At 71.7% G+C, this 20,586-nt stretch carries 17 protein-coding genes; 6 read left to right on the top strand and 11 right to left on the bottom strand.

The window, feature by feature from the left end; all coding sequences use genetic code 11:
• Positions 1-32 precede the first annotated feature (32 nt).
• The 6 genes from HAV40_RS21765 to HAV40_RS21740 form a co-directional block, all read right to left on the bottom strand.
• The gene (locus tag HAV40_RS21765; protein WP_166384087.1) at positions 33-581 is read right to left on the bottom strand and encodes a GNAT family N-acetyltransferase; all 549 of its coding nucleotides are present in this window, start codon (positions 579-581) and stop codon (positions 33-35) included.
• A gap of 341 nt (positions 582-922) precedes the next feature.
• Complete coding sequence (gene serA / locus HAV40_RS21760) at positions 923-2,524, bottom strand: phosphoglycerate dehydrogenase (protein WP_166384085.1); 1,602 nt, start codon at positions 2,522-2,524, stop codon at positions 923-925.
• A gap of 320 nt (positions 2,525-2,844) precedes the next feature.
• Entirely contained in the window at positions 2,845-3,855 is a 1,011-nt protein-coding gene (gene ilvC, locus HAV40_RS21755; protein WP_166384083.1) for a ketol-acid reductoisomerase, read from the bottom strand.
• A gap of 217 nt (positions 3,856-4,072) precedes the next feature.
• Complete coding sequence (ilvN, locus tag HAV40_RS21750) at positions 4,073-4,591, bottom strand: acetolactate synthase small subunit (protein WP_120318427.1); 519 nt, start codon at positions 4,589-4,591, stop codon at positions 4,073-4,075.
• Positions 4,591-6,411 (bottom strand): acetolactate synthase large subunit, encoded by a 1,821-nt coding sequence (locus tag HAV40_RS21745; protein ID WP_166384081.1) that lies wholly within the window; start codon positions 6,409-6,411, stop codon positions 4,591-4,593. Before HAV40_RS21745 ends, ilvN begins: the two co-directional genes overlap by 1 nt.
• A gap of 181 nt (positions 6,412-6,592) precedes the next feature.
• The gene (locus HAV40_RS21740; RefSeq protein ID WP_166384079.1) at positions 6,593-9,004 is read right to left on the bottom strand and encodes a putative bifunctional diguanylate cyclase/phosphodiesterase; all 2,412 of its coding nucleotides are present in this window, start codon (positions 9,002-9,004) and stop codon (positions 6,593-6,595) included.
• Positions 9,005-9,137: 133 nt separating this feature from the next.
• On the opposite strand from HAV40_RS21740, the gene ilvD reads away from it, so the two are divergent.
• The 4 genes from ilvD to HAV40_RS21720 all read left to right on the top strand — a co-directional run bounded on the left by ilvD (position 9,138) and on the right by HAV40_RS21720 (position 14,086).
• The gene (gene ilvD, locus HAV40_RS21735) at positions 9,138-10,982 is read left to right on the top strand and encodes a dihydroxy-acid dehydratase (RefSeq protein ID WP_166384077.1); all 1,845 of its coding nucleotides are present in this window, start codon (positions 9,138-9,140) and stop codon (positions 10,980-10,982) included.
• Between the two features lie 179 nt (positions 10,983-11,161).
• On the top strand, positions 11,162-12,427 hold the full coding sequence (locus HAV40_RS21730; protein WP_166384075.1) for a serine hydroxymethyltransferase: 1,266 nt from the start codon (positions 11,162-11,164) through the stop codon (positions 12,425-12,427).
• An 83-nt stretch (positions 12,428-12,510) separates the two neighbouring features.
• Positions 12,511-13,527, top strand: coding sequence for a LacI family DNA-binding transcriptional regulator (locus HAV40_RS21725; RefSeq protein WP_166384073.1), 1,017 nt, complete (start codon positions 12,511-12,513; stop codon positions 13,525-13,527).
• Between the two features lie 16 nt (positions 13,528-13,543).
• A complete protein-coding gene (locus HAV40_RS21720) occupies positions 13,544-14,086 on the top strand; it encodes a hypothetical protein (protein WP_166384071.1) in 543 nt (180 codons plus the stop codon).
• A 153-nt stretch (positions 14,087-14,239) separates the two neighbouring features.
• Here HAV40_RS21720 and HAV40_RS21715 read toward each other — a convergent pair whose 3' ends face one another.
• Together HAV40_RS21715 and HAV40_RS21710 are read right to left on the bottom strand one after the other, a co-directional pair.
• Positions 14,240-14,920, bottom strand: a complete 681-nt coding sequence (locus tag HAV40_RS21715) for a MoaD/ThiS family protein (RefSeq protein ID WP_239086442.1) — start codon at positions 14,918-14,920, stop codon at positions 14,240-14,242.
• Positions 14,920-16,005, bottom strand: a complete 1,086-nt coding sequence (locus tag HAV40_RS21710) for a WD40/YVTN/BNR-like repeat-containing protein (RefSeq protein ID WP_166384069.1) — start codon at positions 16,003-16,005, stop codon at positions 14,920-14,922. Before HAV40_RS21710 ends, HAV40_RS21715 begins: the two co-directional genes overlap by 1 nt.
• Before the next feature lie 112 nt (positions 16,006-16,117).
• On the opposite strand from HAV40_RS21710, the gene HAV40_RS21705 reads away from it, so the two are divergent.
• A complete protein-coding gene (locus tag HAV40_RS21705; RefSeq protein WP_166384067.1) occupies positions 16,118-16,474 on the top strand; it encodes a PH domain-containing protein in 357 nt (118 codons plus the stop codon).
• A 6-nt stretch (positions 16,475-16,480) separates the two neighbouring features.
• Here HAV40_RS21705 and HAV40_RS21700 read toward each other — a convergent pair whose 3' ends face one another.
• The 3 genes from HAV40_RS21700 to HAV40_RS21690 all read right to left on the bottom strand — a co-directional run bounded on the left by HAV40_RS21700 (position 16,481) and on the right by HAV40_RS21690 (position 19,343).
• Positions 16,481-17,407 (bottom strand): 2-hydroxyacid dehydrogenase, encoded by a 927-nt coding sequence (locus HAV40_RS21700; protein WP_166384065.1) that lies wholly within the window; start codon positions 17,405-17,407, stop codon positions 16,481-16,483.
• An 83-nt stretch (positions 17,408-17,490) separates the two neighbouring features.
• Entirely contained in the window at positions 17,491-18,840 is a 1,350-nt protein-coding gene (locus tag HAV40_RS21695; protein ID WP_166384063.1) for a hypothetical protein, read from the bottom strand.
• On the bottom strand, positions 18,837-19,343 hold the full coding sequence (locus HAV40_RS21690; protein WP_166384061.1) for a SigE family RNA polymerase sigma factor: 507 nt from the start codon (positions 19,341-19,343) through the stop codon (positions 18,837-18,839). Before HAV40_RS21690 ends, HAV40_RS21695 begins: the two co-directional genes overlap by 4 nt.
• 103 nt (positions 19,344-19,446) lie before the next feature.
• On the opposite strand from HAV40_RS21690, the gene HAV40_RS21685 reads away from it, so the two are divergent.
• Positions 19,447-20,580: a PQQ-dependent sugar dehydrogenase gene (locus HAV40_RS21685; protein ID WP_166384059.1), complete on the top strand. Its 1,134-nt coding sequence runs from the start codon at positions 19,447-19,449 to the stop codon at positions 20,578-20,580.
• Positions 20,581-20,586 lie beyond the last annotated feature (6 nt).

Genomic DNA, 20,586 nt, shown 5'->3' with positions numbered 1-20,586 from the left:
GGTACACTCGTTCCAGTATGTGGAATCTCGGCTCAGGGGTTGCGATGGTCGCCGAGCAGGCGGCCGCTGCGGATCAGGGGGCGCTTGGAGACGCCGCGCACGGCCCGGCCGGGCTCCTCGTCAGGCTGGCTGCTGCGGACGAACAGGGTGACGGTGACCGCCGGGGCGAAGCCGTTGCGCGCCATCAGCGTCGCCGACGCGCTGTTGGACGACTCGACGTCGGTGACCACGCGGCTCGCCCCGCCTGCGAACAGCGCCTCGCAGCACGAGTCGACCAGCCGACCGGCGATGCCCCGGCCCTGGTACGCCGGATCCACCGCGATCCACTCCAGGTAGCCCCAGTCGTCGCGCAGCTCGAAGGTCTGCGAGCCGAGCACGAACCCGACGACCGCGGTGCCGTCCAGCGCCACCCAGCAGGCGCTGTCCCCGCTGTCCAGGTGCTCGGCCACGGCGGTCAGCGACCATGAGGTGTACGGCTTCACGGTCGTGTCGAAGACCCGGTAGCCCAGATCCAGAACCTGGCGCAGGTGCTCGAAACCGACCGGCGCGATGACGATCTCCGTCTGGGACGACTCACTCATGCCGGAATGCTGCCACGGACGGCGGCCCGGCGGCCGGATTACCCCCGCGTCCGGCCGCTCGGCGTCGTACCCGGCGGTGCGGCTGAACACCCGGCGAGGTGCGGCGCCGCCGAACGGCCGCCGCGCCGACCTTGCCCGGCGCTCCCCGCAGGCGCCGGAACAGCAATCGGCCCGGTGAGCTGCGACAACAGCTCACCGGGCCGATCGGTGCTCATCTGGCCGTCCGCCACCCGCCTCGGCAGGGGTCACCCGAAGACCCGTCCCGGGACGTAGGGCGAGCGTGTCCGCAATGGACACCCGTGCAGGCTACCCAGTTGCCAACACGCTACGCAAGCACCTGCTCACTCTTCGGTGAGATCAACCGCGCTGACCGACACCGCGCCGATGTTCTCCGCGGCCCGCTGCAGCAGGTCCGCCGCCACCGGCGAGTCGACGGTCAGCGTCATCAGCGCCTCGCCACCGGCCTCGCGCCGGGCCACCTGCATCGCCGCGATGTTCACGCCGACCGCGCCGAGCACGGTGCCGACCGCGCCGACCACACCGGGCCGGTCCGCGTAGCGGAAGAAGATCAGGTTGCCGTCGGCGTCCAGCTCCAGGTCGAAACCGTCCAGCTCGGTCAGCTTGAGCTGGTCGCGCAGGCCGTGGGTGACGACCGCACCGGCGACCGAGACGGTACGCCCGTCCGGCAGCGCGCCGCGTACCGTCACCAGGTTCTTGTGCTCGTTGGCCTCGGGGTTCGTGGTCAGGTCGATCTCGACACCGCGGTCCGCCGCGATCAGCGGGGCGTTGACGTAGGTGACCTGCTCCTCGACGATCGCACTGAACAGGCCCTTGCTGGCGGCCAGCTTCAGCACCGACACGTCGTGCTGGTTGACGATCTCGCCGCGCACCTCGACGGTGACACCCGCGGCGACGCCGCCGGCGATGGCCGTGAAGACCTTGCCCAGCTTCTCGGCCAGCGGCAGCAGCGGCCGCACCTCCTCGGCGACCAGGCCGCCGGCCTGCACGTTGACCGCGTCCGGCACGAACTCGCCCTGCAGCGCCAGCTTGACGCTCTTGGCGACGGCCAGACCGGCCTTGTCCTGCGCCTCGTGCGTCGACGCGCCCAGGTGCGGGGTGGCCACCACGTTGTCGAACGCGAACAGCGGCGAACTGGTGCACGGCTCCTTGAGGAAGACGTCGACACCGACACCGGCGACGCGGCCCTCAGCGAGGGCCTCGGCCAGCGCGTCCTCGTCGATCAGACCGCCGCGCGCGGCGTTGATGATCCGCACGTCGGGCTTGACCAGCTGGAGTTCCTTGGCTCCGATGAGGCCGACGGTCTCCGGGGTCTTCGGCAGGTGGATCGAGATGAAGTCGCTCTCGCGCAGCAGCTCCTCCAGGCCGACCAGGCGCACGCCGAGCTGGGCCGCGCGGGCGGGCTGCACGTACGGGTCGTACGCGATCAGGCGGGTGCCGAACGCGGCGATGCGCTGCGCGAACAGCACGCCGATGCGGCCCAGGCCGACCACGCCGACGGTCTTGCCCTGCAGTTCGACACCGGTGTACTTCGAGCGCTTCCACTCGCCGTTCTTCAGCGCCGACGACGCCGAGGCGGTGTTGCGGGCGACGGCCAGCAGCAGCGCGATGGCCTGCTCGGCGGCCGAGACGATGTTGGACGTCGGCGCGTTGACCACCATCACGCCCTTGGCGGTGGCGGCGGGCACCTCGACGTTGTCCAGGCCGATGCCCGCGCGGGCGACGACCTTCAGGCGCGGCGCGGCCGCGATGGCCTCGGCGTTGATCTGGGTGGCACTGCGCACGATCACGGCATCGGCATCGGCCAGCGCGGCAAGCAGTGCCGCCCGGTCCGTGCCGTCGACGTGACGTACGTCGAAGTCGTGCGCCAGCACGTCGAGCGCGGCGGGAGCGAGTTCTTCGGCAATGAGAACGACGGGAGTCACAGCTTGCCTCACGGAGAGAGTTGGATGACTTCAGCCCGGTTCGCCGCACTGCGTGTCGGGCCCTACCCCCGCGATGCTACGGGCTCTCGGGTGCTTCGCAGGTCCAAGCCACCGCGTGACGGTACTCACGTTCGTGCTGCTCAGTCCGTTTCCGGCCGTCTCTGGAACCGGTCAAGAACGCGCTGCGCGCCCCGGAAAGCGCTGACCGGGCGAAACGGCATGATCAAGAAAAACCGGGCCGTGCCCAGGGATCGCCTGGGCACGGCCCGGTAAGCCCGGCCGCAAGGTTGCGCGGCCGGACACCTTGGGAGAGGAAAGCTCTAGGCGGTCTCGGTGATCGGCCGGTCGACCCAGCTCATCATGGCCCGCAGCTTGGCGCCGGTCTCCTCGATCGGGTGCACCGCGCCCTGCTCCTGCAGCTTGGTGAAGTTGGGGCGGCCGTTGTCGTCCTCGGCGACCCACTCGCGGGCGAACTCACCGTTCTGGATCTCGCCGAGGATGCGCTTCATCTCCTCCTTGACCCGGGCGTCGACGACGCGCGGGCCACGGGTGACGTCGCCGTACTCGGCGGTGTCGGAGACGCTGTAACGCATCCGGGCGATGCCGCCCTCGTACATCAGGTCCACGATCAGCTTCAGCTCGTGCAGGCACTCGAAGTACGCCACCTCGGGCGCGTAGCCCGCCTCGGTCAGCACCTCGAAGCCGGTCTGGACCAGCGCGGACGCGCCGCCGCAGAGGACCGCCTGCTCGCCGAAGAGATCCGTCTCGGTCTCCTCCTTGAACGTGGTCTTGATGACGCCCGCCCGGCTGCCGCCGATCGCCTTCGCGTACGACAGGGCCAGGGCCTGCGCGCCGCCGGTCGGGTCCTGCTCGATGGCGATCAGGCAGGGCACGCCCTTGCCGTCGACGTACTGCCGGCGCACCAGGTGGCCGGGGCCCTTCGGGGCGACCATGGCGACGTCCACGTCCGCGGGCGGCGTGATCAGGCCGTAGCGGATGTTGAAGCCGTGGCCGAAGAACAGCGCCTTGCCCGCGGTCAGGTTCGGCGCGATGGACTCGGCGTAGATGAAGCGCTGCGCGGTGTCCGGCGCGAGGATCATGATGACGTCGGCCTCGGCCGCCGCCTCAGCCGGCGTGACGACGCGCAGGCCCTGCTCCTCGGCCTTGGCCCGGCTCTTCGAGCCCTCCTTGAGGCCGACGCGCACGTCGACACCCGAGTCGCGCAGCGACAGCGCGTGGGCGTGACCCTGGCTGCCGTACCCGATCACCGCGACCTTGCGGCCCTGGATGACCGACAGGTCGGCGTCGTCGTCGTAGAAGATCTCAACCATTTTTGGTTCCCTCTCAAGGTCACTCGCCAGGCCAGGGCATCTTCGCCCCCGGCTCCGGCGTGCGGTGCACGCGGCCACGCCGCGTCCCACCAGTTGATCGTCTTGGCCGCCCGCCCCTTCCCTCCTGCCGCAACTCTTAAAGAGTCGCGGCCTCGAAGGGCAACGCACACCGCGACTCTTTAAGAGTTGCGGCAAGGGGCGAGCGGGTGGCGGTTGGTCAGGCGGCCAGGCGCAGGGCCGGGTTGGCGGTGATGCTGCGGGAGCCGCGGCCGATGGCGACCAGGCCCGACTGCACCATCTCCTTGATGCCGTACGGCTCCAGGTCGCGCAGCAGCGCGTCGAGCTTCTCGGCGGTGCCGGTCGCCTCGATGGTGAGCGCGTCCGGGGCGACGTCGACGACCTTGGCCCGGAACAGTTCGACGGTCTCCAGCACCTGCGAGCGCACCGGGCGGTCGGCCCGGACCTTCACCAGCAGGAGTTCGCGCTGCACCGCGGTGCTGGCTTCCAGCTCCACGATCTTCAGCACGTTGACCAGCTTGTTGAGCTGCTTGGTGACCTGCTCCAGCGGCTGCTCGTCGGCGTTGACGACGACCGTGATGCGGGAGACCTCGGGGTGCTCGGTCTCCCCCACCGCCAGCGAGTCGATGTTGAACCCGCGCCGCGAGAACAGCCCCGCCACGCGCGCCAGCACACCGGGCTTGTTCTCGACCAGCACAGACAAAGTGTGCTTACTCATCAGAGATCATCCTCGTCGAAGGTCGGGCGGACGCCGCGGGCGAACTGGATCTCGTCGTTGCTGGTGCCGGCGGCGACCATCGGCCACACCATGGCGTCCTTGCCGACCACGAAGTCGATGACCACGGGCGCGTCGTTGATCGCCATGGCGGCCTCGATGGTCTTGTCGACGTCCTCGGCCGACTCGCAGCGCATGCCGATGCAGCCCAGCGCCTCCGCGAGCTTCACGAAGTCGGGGATGCGGTGCTTGTGCGTGCCCAGGTCGGTGTTGGAGTAACGCGAGTCGTAGAACAGGGTCTGCCACTGCCGGACCATGCCCAGGTTGCCGTTGTTGATGACGGCCACCTTGATCGGGATGCCCTCGAGGGCGCAGGTGGCCAGTTCCTGATTGGTCATCTGGAAGCAGCCGTCGCCGTCGATCGCCCACACCACCGCGTCGGGCCGGGCCACCTTCGCGCCCATCGCGGCCGGGACCGCGTAGCCCATGGTGCCCAGACCGCCGGAGTTCAGCCAGGTGGCGGGCTTCTCGTACGAGATGAACTGGCTGGCCCACATCTGGTGCTGGCCGACGCCCGCCACGTAGACGGCGTCCGGTCCGGCGATCTCGCCCAGCCGCTTGATCACGTACTGCGGGGCGAGGGTGCCGTCCTCCGGCTCCTCCCAGCCCAGCGGGTAGCGGGTGCGCAGGTCGTTGAGCTGCGCCCACCACTCGTCGCGCGCCGGGTGGGTCTCGGCCCGCAGCGCTGTGATCAGCTCCTCCAGCACGTGCTTGACGTCGCCCACGATCGGCACGTCCGCGTGGCGGTTCTTGCCGATCTCGGCCGGGTCGATGTCGGCGTGGATGACCTGGGCGTCCGGGGCGAAGCTGTCCAGCTTGCCGGTCACCCGGTCGTCGAAGCGCGCGCCGAGGGTGATCAGCAGGTCGCTGCGCTGGAGGGCGTACACCGCCGACACCGAGCCGTGCATGCCGGGCATGCCGACGTGCTGGGCGTGCGAGTCGGGGAACGCGCCCCGCGCCATCAGCGTGGTGACCACCGGGATGCCGGTCAGCTCGGCCAGTTCGCGCAGCGCCTCGGTGGCCTGCGCCTTGAGCACGCCGCCGCCGACGTACAGCACCGGGCGCCTGGCCGCCATGATCAGGCGGGCCGCCTCGCGGATCTGCTTGCCGTGCGGGTGCAGGGTCGGCCGGTAGCCCGGCAGGTCCAGCACCGGCGGCCAGCTGAACGTGGTCTGCGCCTGCAGCACGTCCTTGGGGATGTCGACCAGGACCGGGCCGGGCCGGCCGGTGGCGGCCAGGTGGAACGCCTCGGCCAGCACCCGGGGCAGTTCGTCGGGCGACTGGACCAGGAAGTTGTGCTTGGTGATCGGCAGGGTGATGCCCTGGATGTCGGCCTCCTGGAAGGCGTCCGTGCCGATGGACGGGCGGGCCACCTGACCGGTGATCGCCACCAGCGGCACCGAGTCCATGTAGGCGTCGGCGATCGGGGTGACCAGGTTCGTCGCGCCGGGGCCCGAGGTCGCCATGCACACGCCGACCTTGCCGGTGGCCTGGGCGTACCCGGTGGCGGCGTGCCCGCCGCCCTGCTCGTGGCGGACCAGGATGTGGCGCAGTTTCGAGTCGAACAGGGGGTCGTACGCGGGGAGGATGGCGCCGCCGGGAATGCCGAAGACCACCTCTACCCCGAGCGCCTCCAGGGACTTGACGAGGCTCTGGGCGCCGGTCGCCGCCACGGGGGCGGACTGGGCGCCGGGGGCGGCGGGGGGCGCTGATCGTTGCGCCGCGGCCCGCTGGGCCAGGGACTCCGGGCTGGGTCTAGTCATTTTCCGATCACCTTTGGCATCTGGAAGGTCTCAGGGCGTCCGGCCAACAAAAAAGCCCTCGTGCAAAGTTCGCACGGGGGCCAGCGCACTCTCGCTCAGTGGAGAGTGCGCTCAGGTAAGTACTCGGGCGGACGGCCGAGAGGTCGACATGGGCCCAGCTTGACTCATCTCAGCCGCTGAGTCAACTGCTCCCGGATGTTGGGACTGCCGTGTCGTGGCGGCCCGGATTCAGCCCATGAAGGGGCTGCCCGATCGGCAATGACTTGGCTGGTGAGGCACTGTTTCCGGGGGCGCTCTGCGCGCTCGGGAGCATCTTGGTCGGCGTCGCGCCGTTGGCCGCCGTCGGCGCACTCGGCTGCGGCCGGGCCGGTGCCGCGGGCAGGGCCTTGGGCGCCCCGTTGCCCGAGGACGCCAGCCGCGCTTCCAGGTGCTCGGCGGGCACTCCCATGCCGAACAGCTGGCCCTGCCCGTACGGGCAGCCGGTCGCCTCGACCAGGCGGCGGTGATGCGGCTCACTGATGCCCTCGGCGATCACCTGCAGGCCGAGCCGCTGCCCCAGACGCACCGCGACGTCCACCATCGGCGCGCCCGGCCCGTGGTCGGACGGCGCGTCGATGACCAGATCGCGGTCGATCTTGAGGATGTCCACCGGCATCTGGCGCAGCTGTCCCAGCGAGGAGTAGCCAGCGCCGAAGTCGTCCAGGGCGATGCGCAGGCCCAGTGCCCGCAGCGCGGCCAGGGTGCGCCGGAACTCGTCCAGGTCGGTCGCCACGGCGTGCTCGGTCACCTCCAGCACCAGCCGCGACGGCGGCACCCGGTGCTTGCGCAGCACCTCCTTGACACTGGTGACGTACTTGGTGGAGTGCAGCTCCCGCGGGGAGATGTTCACCGACACCCAGACGTCGTAACCCTCCTGCACCCAGCGCGAGAGCTGGCGGCAGGCCTGGTCCAGCACCCACGCGCCGATCATCTCGATCTGGCCGGTCTCCTCGGCGATCGGGATGAACTCCAGCGGCCCGACCTGGCCCAGCTCGGGATGCTTCCAGCGGATCAGGGCCTCCGCGCCGACCGGGCGGGTCGACGGCAGGGCCACCACCGGCTGGTACGCCAGGGTCAGCTCCTGGCGCTCGATGGCACCGCGCAGCTCGTGCTCGATCGCGGTGCGGCGGCGCAGCTGCTTGTCGTACACCTCGTCGTAGAGCTCGACCCGGTTCTTGCCGCGCTGCTTGGCGGCCCGCAGGGCGAGGTCGGCGTTGCGCAGCAGGGTCGGGATGTCGTCGGCGGCGCTGCACCCGGCCAGGCCGATGCTGGCCGACAGGAAGATGTCGGCCGCACCGTGCTGGTAGGGCCGGGACAGCACGGCCAGCAGCCGGGTGGCGACCTTCGCGGCCTCGCCGGGCTTGCTCCACATGAGCACCGCGAACTCGTCGCCGCCCAGCCGCGCCGCGAGGTCACCGGGCCGCAGGTTGAGCCGCAACCGCTGGCCGACCTCGATCAGCACCGCGTCGCCCGCGTCGTGCCCGCGCATGTCGTTGACGTTCTTGAAGCCGTCCAGGTCGAGGGTGAGCAGCACGCAGGGCGGGCCGCCCGCCGCGTCGAGGTACATGGTGCGCAGCAGCCCGCGGCGGTTGGCCAGGCCGGTCAGCGGATCGGTGTGGGCCAGCTCGCGGAAGTGCGACTCGCTGTCGGCCAGCCGGTTGTTGGCCCGGCGCACGTCCACCACGGCCAGGTACTGCCGGCCGACCATGAAGAAGCCGTTCAGGATGCCGACCACGGCGGTGACCGGCTCGATCCCCATGCCGCGGGCGTAACCGAGCACCGCCACCAGGGAGATCGTCACCACCGGAGCGAGCCCGGCGGCCAGGCCCGAACTCGGCGAAGCCGACTCGGAGTCGCTGGTGCGCGGCGGGGGCGGCGGGCCGATGAACCACAGCGCCGCACCGAGCGGCACGGCGACCGCTCCGGCCAGCACCACCAGTGGCACCCCGTAACACGCGCCCCCGGCGATCGCGGTCATGCCGAGGGTCAGCAGGCCCGCGCCGATGCAGTGCCGCAGCAGTGGACCCTGCCGCAACTGGGCACGCACCACCAGCACCGCGCTCAAGCCCAGCACCACCGAGCACAGCACCGTGGCCACCAGGACCGGCACGCATGCGCCCGGAATCGGGTGGTGTCCCGGTTTGTCCGGAGCGAGCAGGAACGTCCAGGCCACGATGAACAGTCCCGAGGCCACCATCAGCGACTCGAGCATCAGCCGCAGCCGGGCGTTGTCGCCGACCACCTGATCGGTGATCTCCAGCAGCGCGGCCACCAGCAGCAGGGCCGCGATCGACGCGGGCAGGCCGAGCAGGCCGCCTAGCACCATGCGGCTGCTCATCCGGTCCACCCAGCCGTCCGGCCAGCCAGCCGTGTGCACCCAGGCGATCGGGGCGGCGAGGGCGTACACCATCAGCGCACCGGCGGTGAGCCGGTTCGCGCGGACGACCAGGCCGTGCTGGTCGACCAGCCGATTCGTCGCCAGTGCCCAGACCACAGGCACAGCGGTCAACACGCTCGCCAGTACGGCTATCGCGAGCCCCGGGGGGAGGTCCACGTCACCACTCTGCCGCAGCTATGAGCACAAAGCGAGACACCTTGTGCGACATTCCCGCATCACCACCGTCCCGTGTAGTGGACACGGCAACGCTGAGCTGGGCGCGTGCTCGGACGAGTGACACACTTACGACATGCCCGAGCTGCGTTCCCGCACCTCCACTCACGGTCGCACCATGGCCGGCGCCCGCGCGCTGTGGCGTGCCACCGGTATGACCGACAGCGATTTCGGCAAGCCGATCATCGCCGTCGCCAACAGCTACACCCAGTTCGTGCCGGGGCACGTACACCTCAAGGACCTCGGCGGCCTGGTCTCCGAGGCGATCGCCGAGGCCGGCGGTGTCGGCCGCGAGTTCAACACGATCGCCGTCGACGACGGCATCGCCATGGGCCACGGCGGCATGCTCTACTCGCTGCCCAGCCGCGAGCTGATCGCCGACGCGGTCGAGTACATGGTGAACGCGCACTGCGCCGACGCGCTGGTCTGCATCTCCAATTGCGACAAGATCACCCCCGGCATGCTGCTGGCCGCGCTGCGCCTGAACATCCCCACCGTGTTCGTCTCCGGGGGCCCGATGGAGGCCGGCAAGACGGTCGCCGTCGAGGGTGTCGTGCACACCAAGCTCGACCTGATCGACGCCATGATCGCCGCGTCCAACGACGCGGTCAGCGACGAGCAGCTCGGCGAGATCGAGCGCTCCGCCTGCCCGACCTGCGGCTCCTGCTCCGGCATGTTCACCGCCAACTCGATGAACTGCCTCACCGAGGCGATCGGCCTCGCGCTGCCGGGCAACGGCTCCACGCTGGCCACCCACGCCGCCCGCAAGGCCCTGTTCGAGCAGGCCGGCTCGCTGATCGTGGACCTGTGCAGGCGCTACTACGACGGTGACGACGCCTCCGTGCTCCCCCGGGCGATCGCCAGCCGCGAGGCGTTCGAGAACGCGGTCGCGCTCGACGTCGCCATGGGCGGCTCGACCAACACGATCCTGCACCTGCTGGCCGCGGCCCGCGAGGCCGAGATGGACTTCAGCGTGGGCGACATCGACGCGATCTCGCGGCGGGTGCCCTGCCTGGCCAAGGTCGCGCCCAACAGCCAGCAGTACCACATGGAGGACGTGCACCGGGCCGGTGGCATCCCCGCCCTGCTCGGCGAGCTGAACCGGGCCGGGCTGCTGCACACCGGTGTGCACGCGGTGCACTCGCCGGACCTGGCGGGCTGGCTGTCCGATTGGGACATCCGCAGCGGCGCGACCCTGCCCGTGGCCGAGAAGCTCTTCCACGCCGCACCCGGCGGGGTGCGCACCACGCAGCCGTTCAGCACCGAGAACGTGTGGTCCACGCTGGACACCGACGCGGCCAACGGCTGCATCCGGGACCTGGCCCACGCATACTCCGCCGACGGCGGCCTGGCCATCCTGTTCGGCAACCTGGCCCCGGACGGCGCGGTCGTGAAGACCGCGGGCGTCTCCGAGGAGAACCTGCGCTTCACCGGCCCGGCGAAGGTGTTCGAGTCGCAGGACGACGCGGTCACCGCCATCCTCGGCGGCGAGATCGTGGCCGGTGACGTGGTCGTCATCCGCTACGAGGGCCCGCGCGGCGGCCCCGGCATGCAGGAGATGCTCTACCCGACCTCGTTCCTCAAGGGCCGGGGCCTGGGCAAGGCCTGCGCGCTGATCACCGACGGGCGCTTCTCCGGCGGCACCAGCGGCCTGTCCATCGGGCACGTGTCGCCCGAGGCGGCCGGTGGCGGCCTGATCGCGCTGGTCGAGAACGGCGACACCATCGCCATCGACATCCCGGCCCGATCGATGGTCCTGGAGGTCCCGGAGCAGGTGCTGGCCGAGAGGCGTATCGTTCAGGACAAGCGGGAAAAACCGTACAGCCCCGTGGACCGGCAGCGCCCCGTGAGCGCAGCCCTGCGGGCGTACGCGTCGATGGCCACCAGTGCCAGCGACGGCGCGTACCGCCGCGTCCCGTAACCGCTCGATCTCCCCCGCGCAGGCTCGCCCCCGCGGGAGAACTCCCTCACGCTGGTTGGCCATGAACCTCAGTTCATGGCCAACCAGCGTGTCCGGCCCCTTTTCCGCAGGAAGGGGCCGGGGGGCGGTGATCATGGGCGGCATAGGATCGGGTGGCACCGAGCACTAGGAGTGACACCATGCACGAGCCCAAACTGCCGCACCTGACGGCCGCCGATCCGACGCTGGCCGCGCTCGTGGAGGGCGAGGCGAAGCGGCAGCACGACAAGCTGCGGATGATCGCCTCCGAGAACTACGTGTCCACCGCGGTGCTGGAAGCCTGCGGGACGGTGCTCAACAACAAGTACTCCGAGGGGTATCCGGGCAAGCGCTACTACGAGGGTCAGCAGTTCTGCGACCAGATCGAGACGCTGGCCATCGAGCGGGCCAAGGCGCTGTTCGGCACCGAGCACGCCAACGTGCAGACCTACTCCGGCTCCCCGGCCAACCTCGCCGTGTACCTGGCGTTCATGCAGCCGGGCGACACGTTCCTGTCGCTGGAGCTGGCCCAGGGCGGGCACCTCACGCACGGCTCGCCGGTGTCGGCGACCGGCAAGTGGTTCCGGCCCGAGCACTACACCGTCGGGCGGGACACCGGCCGGATCGACATGGACCTGGTCCGGGACACGGCGCTGGCCGTACGCCCGAAAATGATCTTCTGCGGCGGCACCGCGATCCCGCGCACCATCGACTTCCCGGCCTTCGCGGCGATCGCCCGCGAGGTCGGCGCGATCCTGGTCGCCGACATCGCGCACATCGCGGGCCTGATCGCGGGCGGCGCGCACCCGTCGCCGGTCGGCCACGCCGACGTGATCACCACGACCACCCACAAGACCCTGCGCGGCCCGCGCGGCGCCATGATCATGGCGAGCGCCGAGCACGCCACCGCCATCGACAAGGCCGTCTTCCCCGGCCTGCAGGGCGGCCCGCACAACCACACCACCGCGGGCATCGCCGTCGCGCTGCACGAGGCGGCCCAACCGACCTTCACCGCGTACGCCCACCAGATCGTCGCGAACGCCAAGGCGCTCGCGACCGCGCTCAACGAGCGGGGCTTCGACCTGGTCTCCGGCGGCACCGACAACCACCTGCTGCTCATCGACCTGACCGGCAAGGGCGTCGAGGGCAAGCCCGCGGCCAAGGTGCTCGACGCGGCGGGCATCGAGCTGAACTTCAACACGGTGCCCTACGACCCCCGCAAGCCGTGGAGCCCGTCCGGCATCCGCCTCGGCACCGCCGCGCTCACCACGCGCGGCCTCACCGAGCAGCACATGCCGCAGGTCGCGGCATGGATGGACGACGCCGTCACCGCCGCGGTCAAGGACGACACTGCCACCGTCGAGCGCATCGCCTGTCAGGTGCGCGACCTGCTCCAGGGCTTCCCCATGCCGGGGTACACCGACTGAGCCACTGTGATCGGCGCTCCTTTCGTGCTGAACTGTTCAGCACGAGGGGGGCGTCGATCATTCACAAGGCACCTGGAGCACATATGAAGCGGGTAACCATCGCCGACATCGCCCGCGCCGCGGGGGTGTCCAAAGGTGCCGTGTCGTACGCGCTCAACGGCCGCCCCGGCGTCTCCGAGGAGACCCGGCGGCGCATCCTCGCCGTCGCCGAGCAGTTCGGCTGGCACCCCAGCAGCGCCGCCCGCGCCCTGTCCGACGGCCGCACCGGCGTGCTCGGCCTGATCGTCGACCGCCCCGCCCGCACGCTGGGCATCGAGTCCTTCTTCATGCAGCTCATCTCCGGCATCGAGGCGACCCTGTCGGCCCGCGACGTCAGCCTGCTGATGCAGGTCACCGAGGACCGCGAGCGCGAGATGGCGACGTACCGCCGCTGGTGGGCGCAGCGCCGCGTCGACGGCGTGATCATCGTCGACCTGCGCCGCGACGACCCGCGCATCCCCCTGCTCGAAGAGCTGAACATGCCCTGCGTCGTCATCGGCGGCCCGCACGGCCTGGGCACCCTGCCCGGCGTATGGAGCGACGAGGTCGCCGTGACCACGTCCGTCGTCGAATACCTGGCCGCGCTCGGGCACCGCCGGGTCGCCCGCGTCGCCGGGCTCGCCGACCTGTGGCACACCTCGCTGCGTGGGCAGGCCGTCGCCGACTCCGCCGACCGGGTCGGTCTCACCGACGTGACCACCGTCTACACCGACTACACCGGCGAGGAGGGCGCCCGCGCCACCCGCGCGCTGCTGTCGCGCCGCCCGTCCCCGACCGCGATCGTCTACGACAACGACACGATGGCGGTGGCGGGCCTGGGCGTCGCGCACGAGATGGGCATCTCCGTGCCGCACCAGCTGTCCATCGTGGCCTGGGACGACTCACCGCTGTGCCAGCTGCTGCACCCGCAGCTGTCCGCGGTCAGCCGCGACATCGCCGCGTACGGCGCGCACGCCGCCGACCAGCTCCTCAAGATCCTCGACGGGGCCGAGGTCCGCGGCTTCCAGGACACGACACCGCAGCTCGTGCCCCGGGGAAGCACCGCTCCCCCTGCGGGCTGAGGCCTAGACTCGCCCCATGACCCTGTCCGCGGCGTACGCCCGCGAACTGCTGGCGGCGCTGCCGGCCCAGGTCGCCGACCCGCTGACCGCCGCCGAGTTCGCGGGACTGGAGCAGCGTTTCGGGTTCGTCTTCAACCCCGACCACCGGGCCCTGCTCGCGGCCGGGCTCCCGGTCGGCGGCCGCTGGCCCGACTGGCGCGACGGCGACCCCGACCGGCTACGCGACCGGCTCGCGGCACCGGTCGACGGGGTGCTGTTCGACGTGCAGGAGAACGGCTTCTGGCTGCCCGCCTGGGGCGACCGCCCGTCCCGCACCGCCTTCGCGCTGTCGGTCGCCCGCCGCATGCTCGACCAGACCCCGCAGCTGGTCCCCGTCTACGGCCACCGCTACACCCCCGCCCTGCCCGAGACCGACCTGCCCGTCTTCTCCGTCATGCAGACCGACGTCATCGTGTACGGCGATACCCTGCCCAGCTACCTCCACCACGAGTTCGACCTCCCCGGCGGCGACACCCGCACCGCCCCCAAACCAGTCCCCTTCTGGACCGCCCTCACCTGACCTACCCCTAACCCCTACCCCGCTCCGCGGCAACGCCTCCCCCCACATAGACGCTGGCCTATTACATCGAGTTCGATCTACAAATAATCGATGTAATAGGCCAGCGTCTATGGGAGAACGGGGCCGAGCGCGCGGCGGGACCGGCGCACCGGGTCAGAGGAGGGCGTACACCGTGGTCGCGTGGGCTACCAGGGTGCCCTTAGCGGTCATCGTGACGTCGGCGAAGGCCATCGTCCGCCCCAGTTTGGTCAACCGGGCCGTGACCAGCACGTCGCTGCCCAGCACCGGCCGCTGGAACGTCGTCGACAGCTGCACCGTGGTCATCGGCACGAAGCCGCCCCGCGCCGCGCTGACCGCGATCACCGTCGCCGTGTCCGCCGCCGCCATCAGCGCCTGCCCGCTCATCGCGCCACCCTCCCGGGCCAGCCGATCCGACCACGGCAGCCGCAGCGTGGCCCAGTCGGACCCCGTCTCCTGCACGCTCAGCCCCAGCTCCCGTACCCACGGCGCGAAGTTCTCGGCGAGGACCCGGTCCCCGTCGAACACCTCCTGCGCCACGCTGCCGCCCGCGACGCTGGGCAGCACCTGCACCTCGCCGCCCCCGGCCACCGGCGTGTCCTGACCTGACAGCATCCTGCAGTCCTCCCCGTCCACGTAGACGTTCACAAAGCGGCGCAGCTCGCCCCGCTCGTCCCTGATGCGCCGGCCCAGCCGGGGCCAGCGCTGGTCGATCTCGTCGAGGACCGCGCGCAGCGTGCCCCCGGCGGCCACGTCGAGGCGGGACTCCCCGCCGGCCTCGGTCCGCAGCGCGCCCGGCACCAGCACCGTCACCATCAGAGCCGCACCGCCCGTACGCACAGCACGTCGGGCAGGTGCGCCGCGACCAGCGCCCAGCTGCCGCCCTCGTCGGGGCTGGCGAACACCTCGCCGGTGCGGCTGCCGAAGTAGACGCCGACCGGGTCGCCGCCGTCGGCGCACATCGCGTCGCGCAGGACCGAGGGGTAGAACGGGGCGGTGGGCAGCCCGTACGCCTGCGCGGTCCAGGTCTTTCCGGCGTCGGTGGTGCGGAAGACCCTGCACCTGTTCTCCACCGGGAAGCGCAGCGCGTCGGCGGTGATCGGGAAGCTCCACGCGGTGCCGCCGCGGCGAGGGTGCGCCACCATCGCGAAGCCGAAGTCGCTGGGCAGGCCGTCCGCGATCGAGGTCCAGGTCCGGCCGTCGTCGTCGGAGCGGTACACCCCGTGGTGGTTCTGCAGGTAGAGGCGTTCGGGGTCGGCGCCGTCGCGGGCCACCTTGTGTACGCACTGGCCGAACTCCGGGAACGGGTCGGGCAGGAACGACACGTGGATGCCGCTGTTGGCCGGGTGCCAGCTCGCACCGCCGTCGGTGGTCCGGTAGACGCCGCCGGTGGACATCGCCACCAGCACACGCTGCGGGTCGGTGGGGTGCGGCAGGATCGTGTGGATGGCCTGGCCGCCGAAGCCCTCGCCCCACGCGGTGCGGTGCGGGTGCTCCCACAGGCTGCGGACCAGCTCGTACGTCAGGCCGCCGTTGGTGGAGCGGAACAGCGCGGAGGGCTGCGTGCCCGCCCAGACCACGTCGGGTTCGGCGGCCGGGCCCGGTTGCAGCGCCCAGACGCGGGTCAGCGCCGTGTCGGTATCGCGCGGAAAGGCCAGCGGGGCGTGGTCCGGCTCGCGCCAGCAGGCACCCAGGTCGTCGCTGGTCGCCACGCTCGGCCCGAAGTGCGAGCTGTCGACGGCGGCCAGCAGGCGGGGCGTGGCGCGGCGGGTGTCGACGCCGACGGCGTACACCCCGGTCATCGGGAACTGCGGCACCGACAGCTGCCAGGCGTCCCCGACGCGGTCCCGGCGGGCGAGAAACAGCCCCTTCGCCGTGCCTATGAGCAGCAGAACGGTCATCGTCGACCTCGCTTCGTCTCTGTTCCACCCCGTCGGCCCCACGGTGTTCCGGCCCTGGCGGCGGGGCTGCCCGTGACGTCCGACACAACACACTACGTGGAACAATCGTGGTGTGACCCGCTTCCGCCTCCCCGCCTCCATCAGCGTCGCCGCCCTGATCACCCTGCTCGGCAGCGTGCCGCTGGCCGCGCAGGGCGGGTTCTGGTGGTTGGTGCCCGTCGTGCCCGCCGCGGTCATGATCTGGGCCTGGCGGTCGGGCACCGACGTCAACGAGCGCGGGCTGCGCGTGCGCGCACTGCTGGGCAGCCGGATCGTGCTCTGGTCACAGGTCGCCGAGCTGCGCCCGGACGGCCCGAAGCAGGTCGTCGCCGTGCTCACCGACGGCAGCGCGCTCACCCTGGCCGCGGTGCGCCCCGCGGACCTGCCCGCGCTGGTCACGGCGGCGGGTCAGTCGCCGGCCACCGCCTGACGGGCGTCAGTAGCCGTCGCGGACCTGGTTGTCGAGGGTCTGGCCGGCGAGATACCGGCGCAACTGCAGACCCACCAGGCGGTACGCGCGGGGCAGCAGCCCGCGCACCGAACCCGCCACGTGCGGGGTGATCAGGACGTTCGGCAGGTCCCACAGCGGGTGCCCGGCGGGCAGCGGCTCGGGGTCGGTGACGTCCAGCGCCGCGCTGATCCGCCCCGACGAGAGCTCCTTGGCCAGCGCCGCGGTGTCGGCGACCGGCCCCCGGGCGGCGTTGACCAGCAGCGCCCCGTCGGCCATCGCGGACAGGAACGACGCGTCCACCAGCCCCCGCGTCTGCGGCGTCAGCGGCACCAGCAGCACCACCACGTCGGCCTGCGGCAGCAGCCGGGGCAGCTCGTCGACGCCGTGCACACCGTCGCGGGCGGTGCGGGCGACGTAGGTCAGCTCCACCTCGAACGGGGCCAGCCGGGCCGCGACCGCCGCGCCGATGGAGCCCGCGCCGACGATCAGCACCCGCTTGCCGCCCAGCTCGTCGGTGGGCGTGACCTCAGCGTATGCCCAGCGGTGCGCGGCCTGCGCCCGCGCGAAGTGGTCGAACCGGCGCAGCGAGGCCAGGATCGCCGTGACCACCCACTCGGCGGTGTGCGCGTCGTGCACGCCGCGGGCGTCGCACAGCGTCACGCCCTCGGGCAGCCTGCCGACCCAGGCGTCGGCCCCGGCGGTGATCAGCTGCACGACCTTGAGGCCGGTCATCCGGCCCGCCATGCCGACCACGTCGCCGCTGGTGCTCAGGAACGGCGGCACCCAGAACTCGACCTCGGCCGGGTCGCCCGGCAGCGGCGCGTCCGGCCGTGGCAGCACCGCCACCTCGACACCCGTCGGCAACGGGCCCATCAGCTCACGACCCGCCTCATGGGCGATCCACATCCGCACGCCCCCACGCTATCGCCCGGCGGTGCCCGTGAAGAAGGGCACCTTCCTCAACGCGAAGCGATGGGAAGGCGCCCTTCTTTCGCTCAGGACCAGTCGTCGAGGAAGGGGGCGGGCAGGCGTTCGGTGGGGAGGGGATGGCTGCCCAGGCCTACGGCGTTGCCTGACTTGTCGTAGGCGCGCAGGGTGAAGGTGCCGTCGGGCCGTTGCGTGGTCGTGCCGACGCCGTCGGTGAGCGTGACCGTGTCGAGCAGCCGGTCGCCCGCGCCGAGCACACGCACCTTCACCGCATCACGCGGGGCGATCACGAGCACCGGGGTGCGCTGCTGGGGGTCGGGGGTGGCCGTGGTCGCGGGGTCCAGCGGCAGCGCGATGACCCGGTCGGGTGCGCCCAGGTCGGTGGACGTCGTCATCGACATCCCGCTGCCGTCGGCCGCCCAGCAGCTCAGCTGCCACCATCCGTCCCGCCGGAAGGAGACGACCACGCCGTACACCGGCAGGCCGGTGCGCGGGGGCTGCCCCATGTACAGCAGCCGCGGCGATCCCTCGGTGTCGCCGTCGACGGACGTTCGCAGATGCTGGGCCGCCATCGCGGGCTCGACGGTGCCGCGCGCGCCGCCCAGCCCGGCCGCGATCTCGGCGTCGGTGAGGCGGCGTCCCGCCGTGATGACGCCCTCGCCGGGCGCCCGGCCCCGGAAGCGGACCTTGCCGTCACAGGTGACCTGCTGCCAGGTCCAGGACTTCTCGATCAGCGCGAAGTCGCCGGTGGGCTCGTCGGCCCAGCCGACCTCGCCGGCCCGGGTGTCCGTGCTGGCGATGACACACCCGGACGGGGCCAGCAGGACCGTGGTCCGGCCCACCCCGATGCTCGTGAACGGCCGTAGTTCGAAGCGCCGCACGGCCGGCTCGCCCGGCGTGTAGATCTTCTCGTCGCCCGCGTTCAGGTCCGCGGGGCTCGCGCCCCGAGCGGCCGTCGCCAGCACGCCCTGCTGGAACTCGCCGTCGGAGCGGACCGCGGCCACCAGCCGGGTCTCCCCCACGTCACCGGCGTACAGGATCCTCACCTGGCCGCCGGGCACCGCGCCGATGTCGTGGCGCTGCAGCAGGCCGGTCAGCTCGTCGAGGAACGCCCGGTCCCCGGCGAGACCGCCCCGCACCGGGGTGTCGATCAGCCGCCGGACCCAGGGAGTCAGCGGCGTGCCGGAGTCCGACGATGCCTGGGACGGGCCGGACGGCATCGGTGTGGCCGCGTTCTGGATGCCGATCGGGCCGAGCAGCGCCGCGACGGCGACCGCCACCGCACCGGTGCTCCACCCGGCCACGGCGGTGCGCCGCGACCTGCGGTGCCGCCGCATCAGCCGCCCGTACGGGTCCTCGGCGGGCCGCACCGGCTCCGCCAGCCGGGCCAGCCCCTCGATCAGTTCACGCTCGCTCATGCCGTCACCTCCGCGACGCCCGCCGCGGGCCGGGTCTCCGGTCGCAGCACCTCCCTCAACCGGGCCAGCCCACGGCTGGCCTGGGACTTCACCGAACCCGCCGAGCAGCCCAGCGCGGCCGCCGTGTCCGCCTCGGACATGTCCTCCCAGTACCGCAGCACCAGCACGGCGCGCATGCGCACCGGCAGCGTCGCCAGTGCCGCCATCAGCTCGTCCCGTTCCGCGTGCGCGGCGCTCCCGTCTGCCCGCCCCCGTTCCGGCAGTACGCCGGTGAGCAGCTCGCGGGAGCCGATCCGCCGCCACACGCTGGTGCGCTGGTTGACCAGAGCCCGGCGCAGGTACGGCATCGGCTCGTCCACCCGGTCCCAGCGCCGGTACGCCTTGAGCAGCGCGGACTGCACCAGGTCCTCGGCCGCGTGGGTCGAACCCGTGAGCAGGTAGGCGGTACGTAACAGGTCGCCGTAGCGCAACTGCACGAACTCGCGGAACCCGTCCTCCGCCATGCGGCTCCTCCTTCCGTCGTCCTTCCCGACGCGGCGGGGCGGGCGGGGGTTGAGAGAAACGAGGCAGTAGTTGAGCACAGCGCAGCGGGTTAGGCTCGATCGCATGTCTTCGCGCCGGGCACGGAACGGGATCATCGCGGCGTTGACCGCGCTCGCCTTCACGGCCGGGTGCAGCGAGCAGCCCGACACGATCGCCTCGCAGGCCCCGACGCTGCCCACGGCCCCGTCGTCGCCGGCCGGGGCGGCGACCTTCAGCCCGCGTACGGCCACGGCGAAGACCCTGGCCACCGGCCTGCGCGCGCCCTGGGGCGTGGCTTTCCTACCCGACGGCGGCGCGTTGGTGACCGAGCGCGACTCCCGGCGGATCGTGCAGGTCGGCCCCGGCTCGTCCGGCGGCGGACTCACCGTCGCCGAGGTCGGCATGATCAGCGAAGCGGACTCCGGGGGCGAGGGCGGCCTGCTCGGCATCGCGGTGTCGCCGCAGTACGCGCAGGACAAGACCGTGTTCCTGTACTACACCGCGGGCGACGACAACCGGATCGCGCGCTGGAAGCTCGGCGGGCGGCCGGAGCCGATCGTCACCGGCATCCCGATCTCGGGCATCCACAACGGCGGGCGGCTGGCCTTCGGGCCCGACGGCTTCCTGTACGCGACCACCGGCGACGCCGCGACCCGGGGCAACTCGCAGGACCTGAAGAGCCTGGGCGGGAAGATCCTGCGCATGACGCCGGACGGCAAACCCGCACCGGGCAACCCGTACGGCACGCTGGTCTGGTCCTACGGGCACCGCAACGTGCAGGGCATCGCCTGGGACGCGGGCGGCCACCTGTGGGCGACCGAGTTCGGCCAGAACACCTGGGACGAGATCAACAGGATCGAGCCGGGCAAGAACTACGGCTGGCCCGAGGTCGAGGGCGCGGCGGGCGAGGGCAAGTACACCGACCCCGTGGTCGCCTGGCCCACCGACGAGTCCTCGTGCTCGGGCGCGGCGATGGCCGGTGACGTGCTCGTCGCGGCCTGCCTGCGCGGCGAGCGCCTGTGGCTGGTCCCGGTGCGCGCCGACGGCACCCTGCGGGCCGCGCCCGCCGCTGCACTGGTCGGCGAGTACGGCCGCCTGCGCGACGCGCACACCGCCCCCGACGGCTCGGTATGGGTGCTGACCAGCAACCACGACGGCCGGGGTGAACCCGTCGCAGCCGATGATCGAATTCTTGCTGTCACGCTCGCTCCCGCGTGACAGCCG

This window comes from Catellatospora methionotrophica (assembly GCF_011297335.1).
In the GTDB taxonomy this organism is placed as follows: Bacteria; Actinomycetota; Actinomycetes; order Mycobacteriales; family Micromonosporaceae; genus Catellatospora; species Catellatospora methionotrophica.
This window is presented reverse-complemented; position numbering and strand designations above follow the sequence as displayed.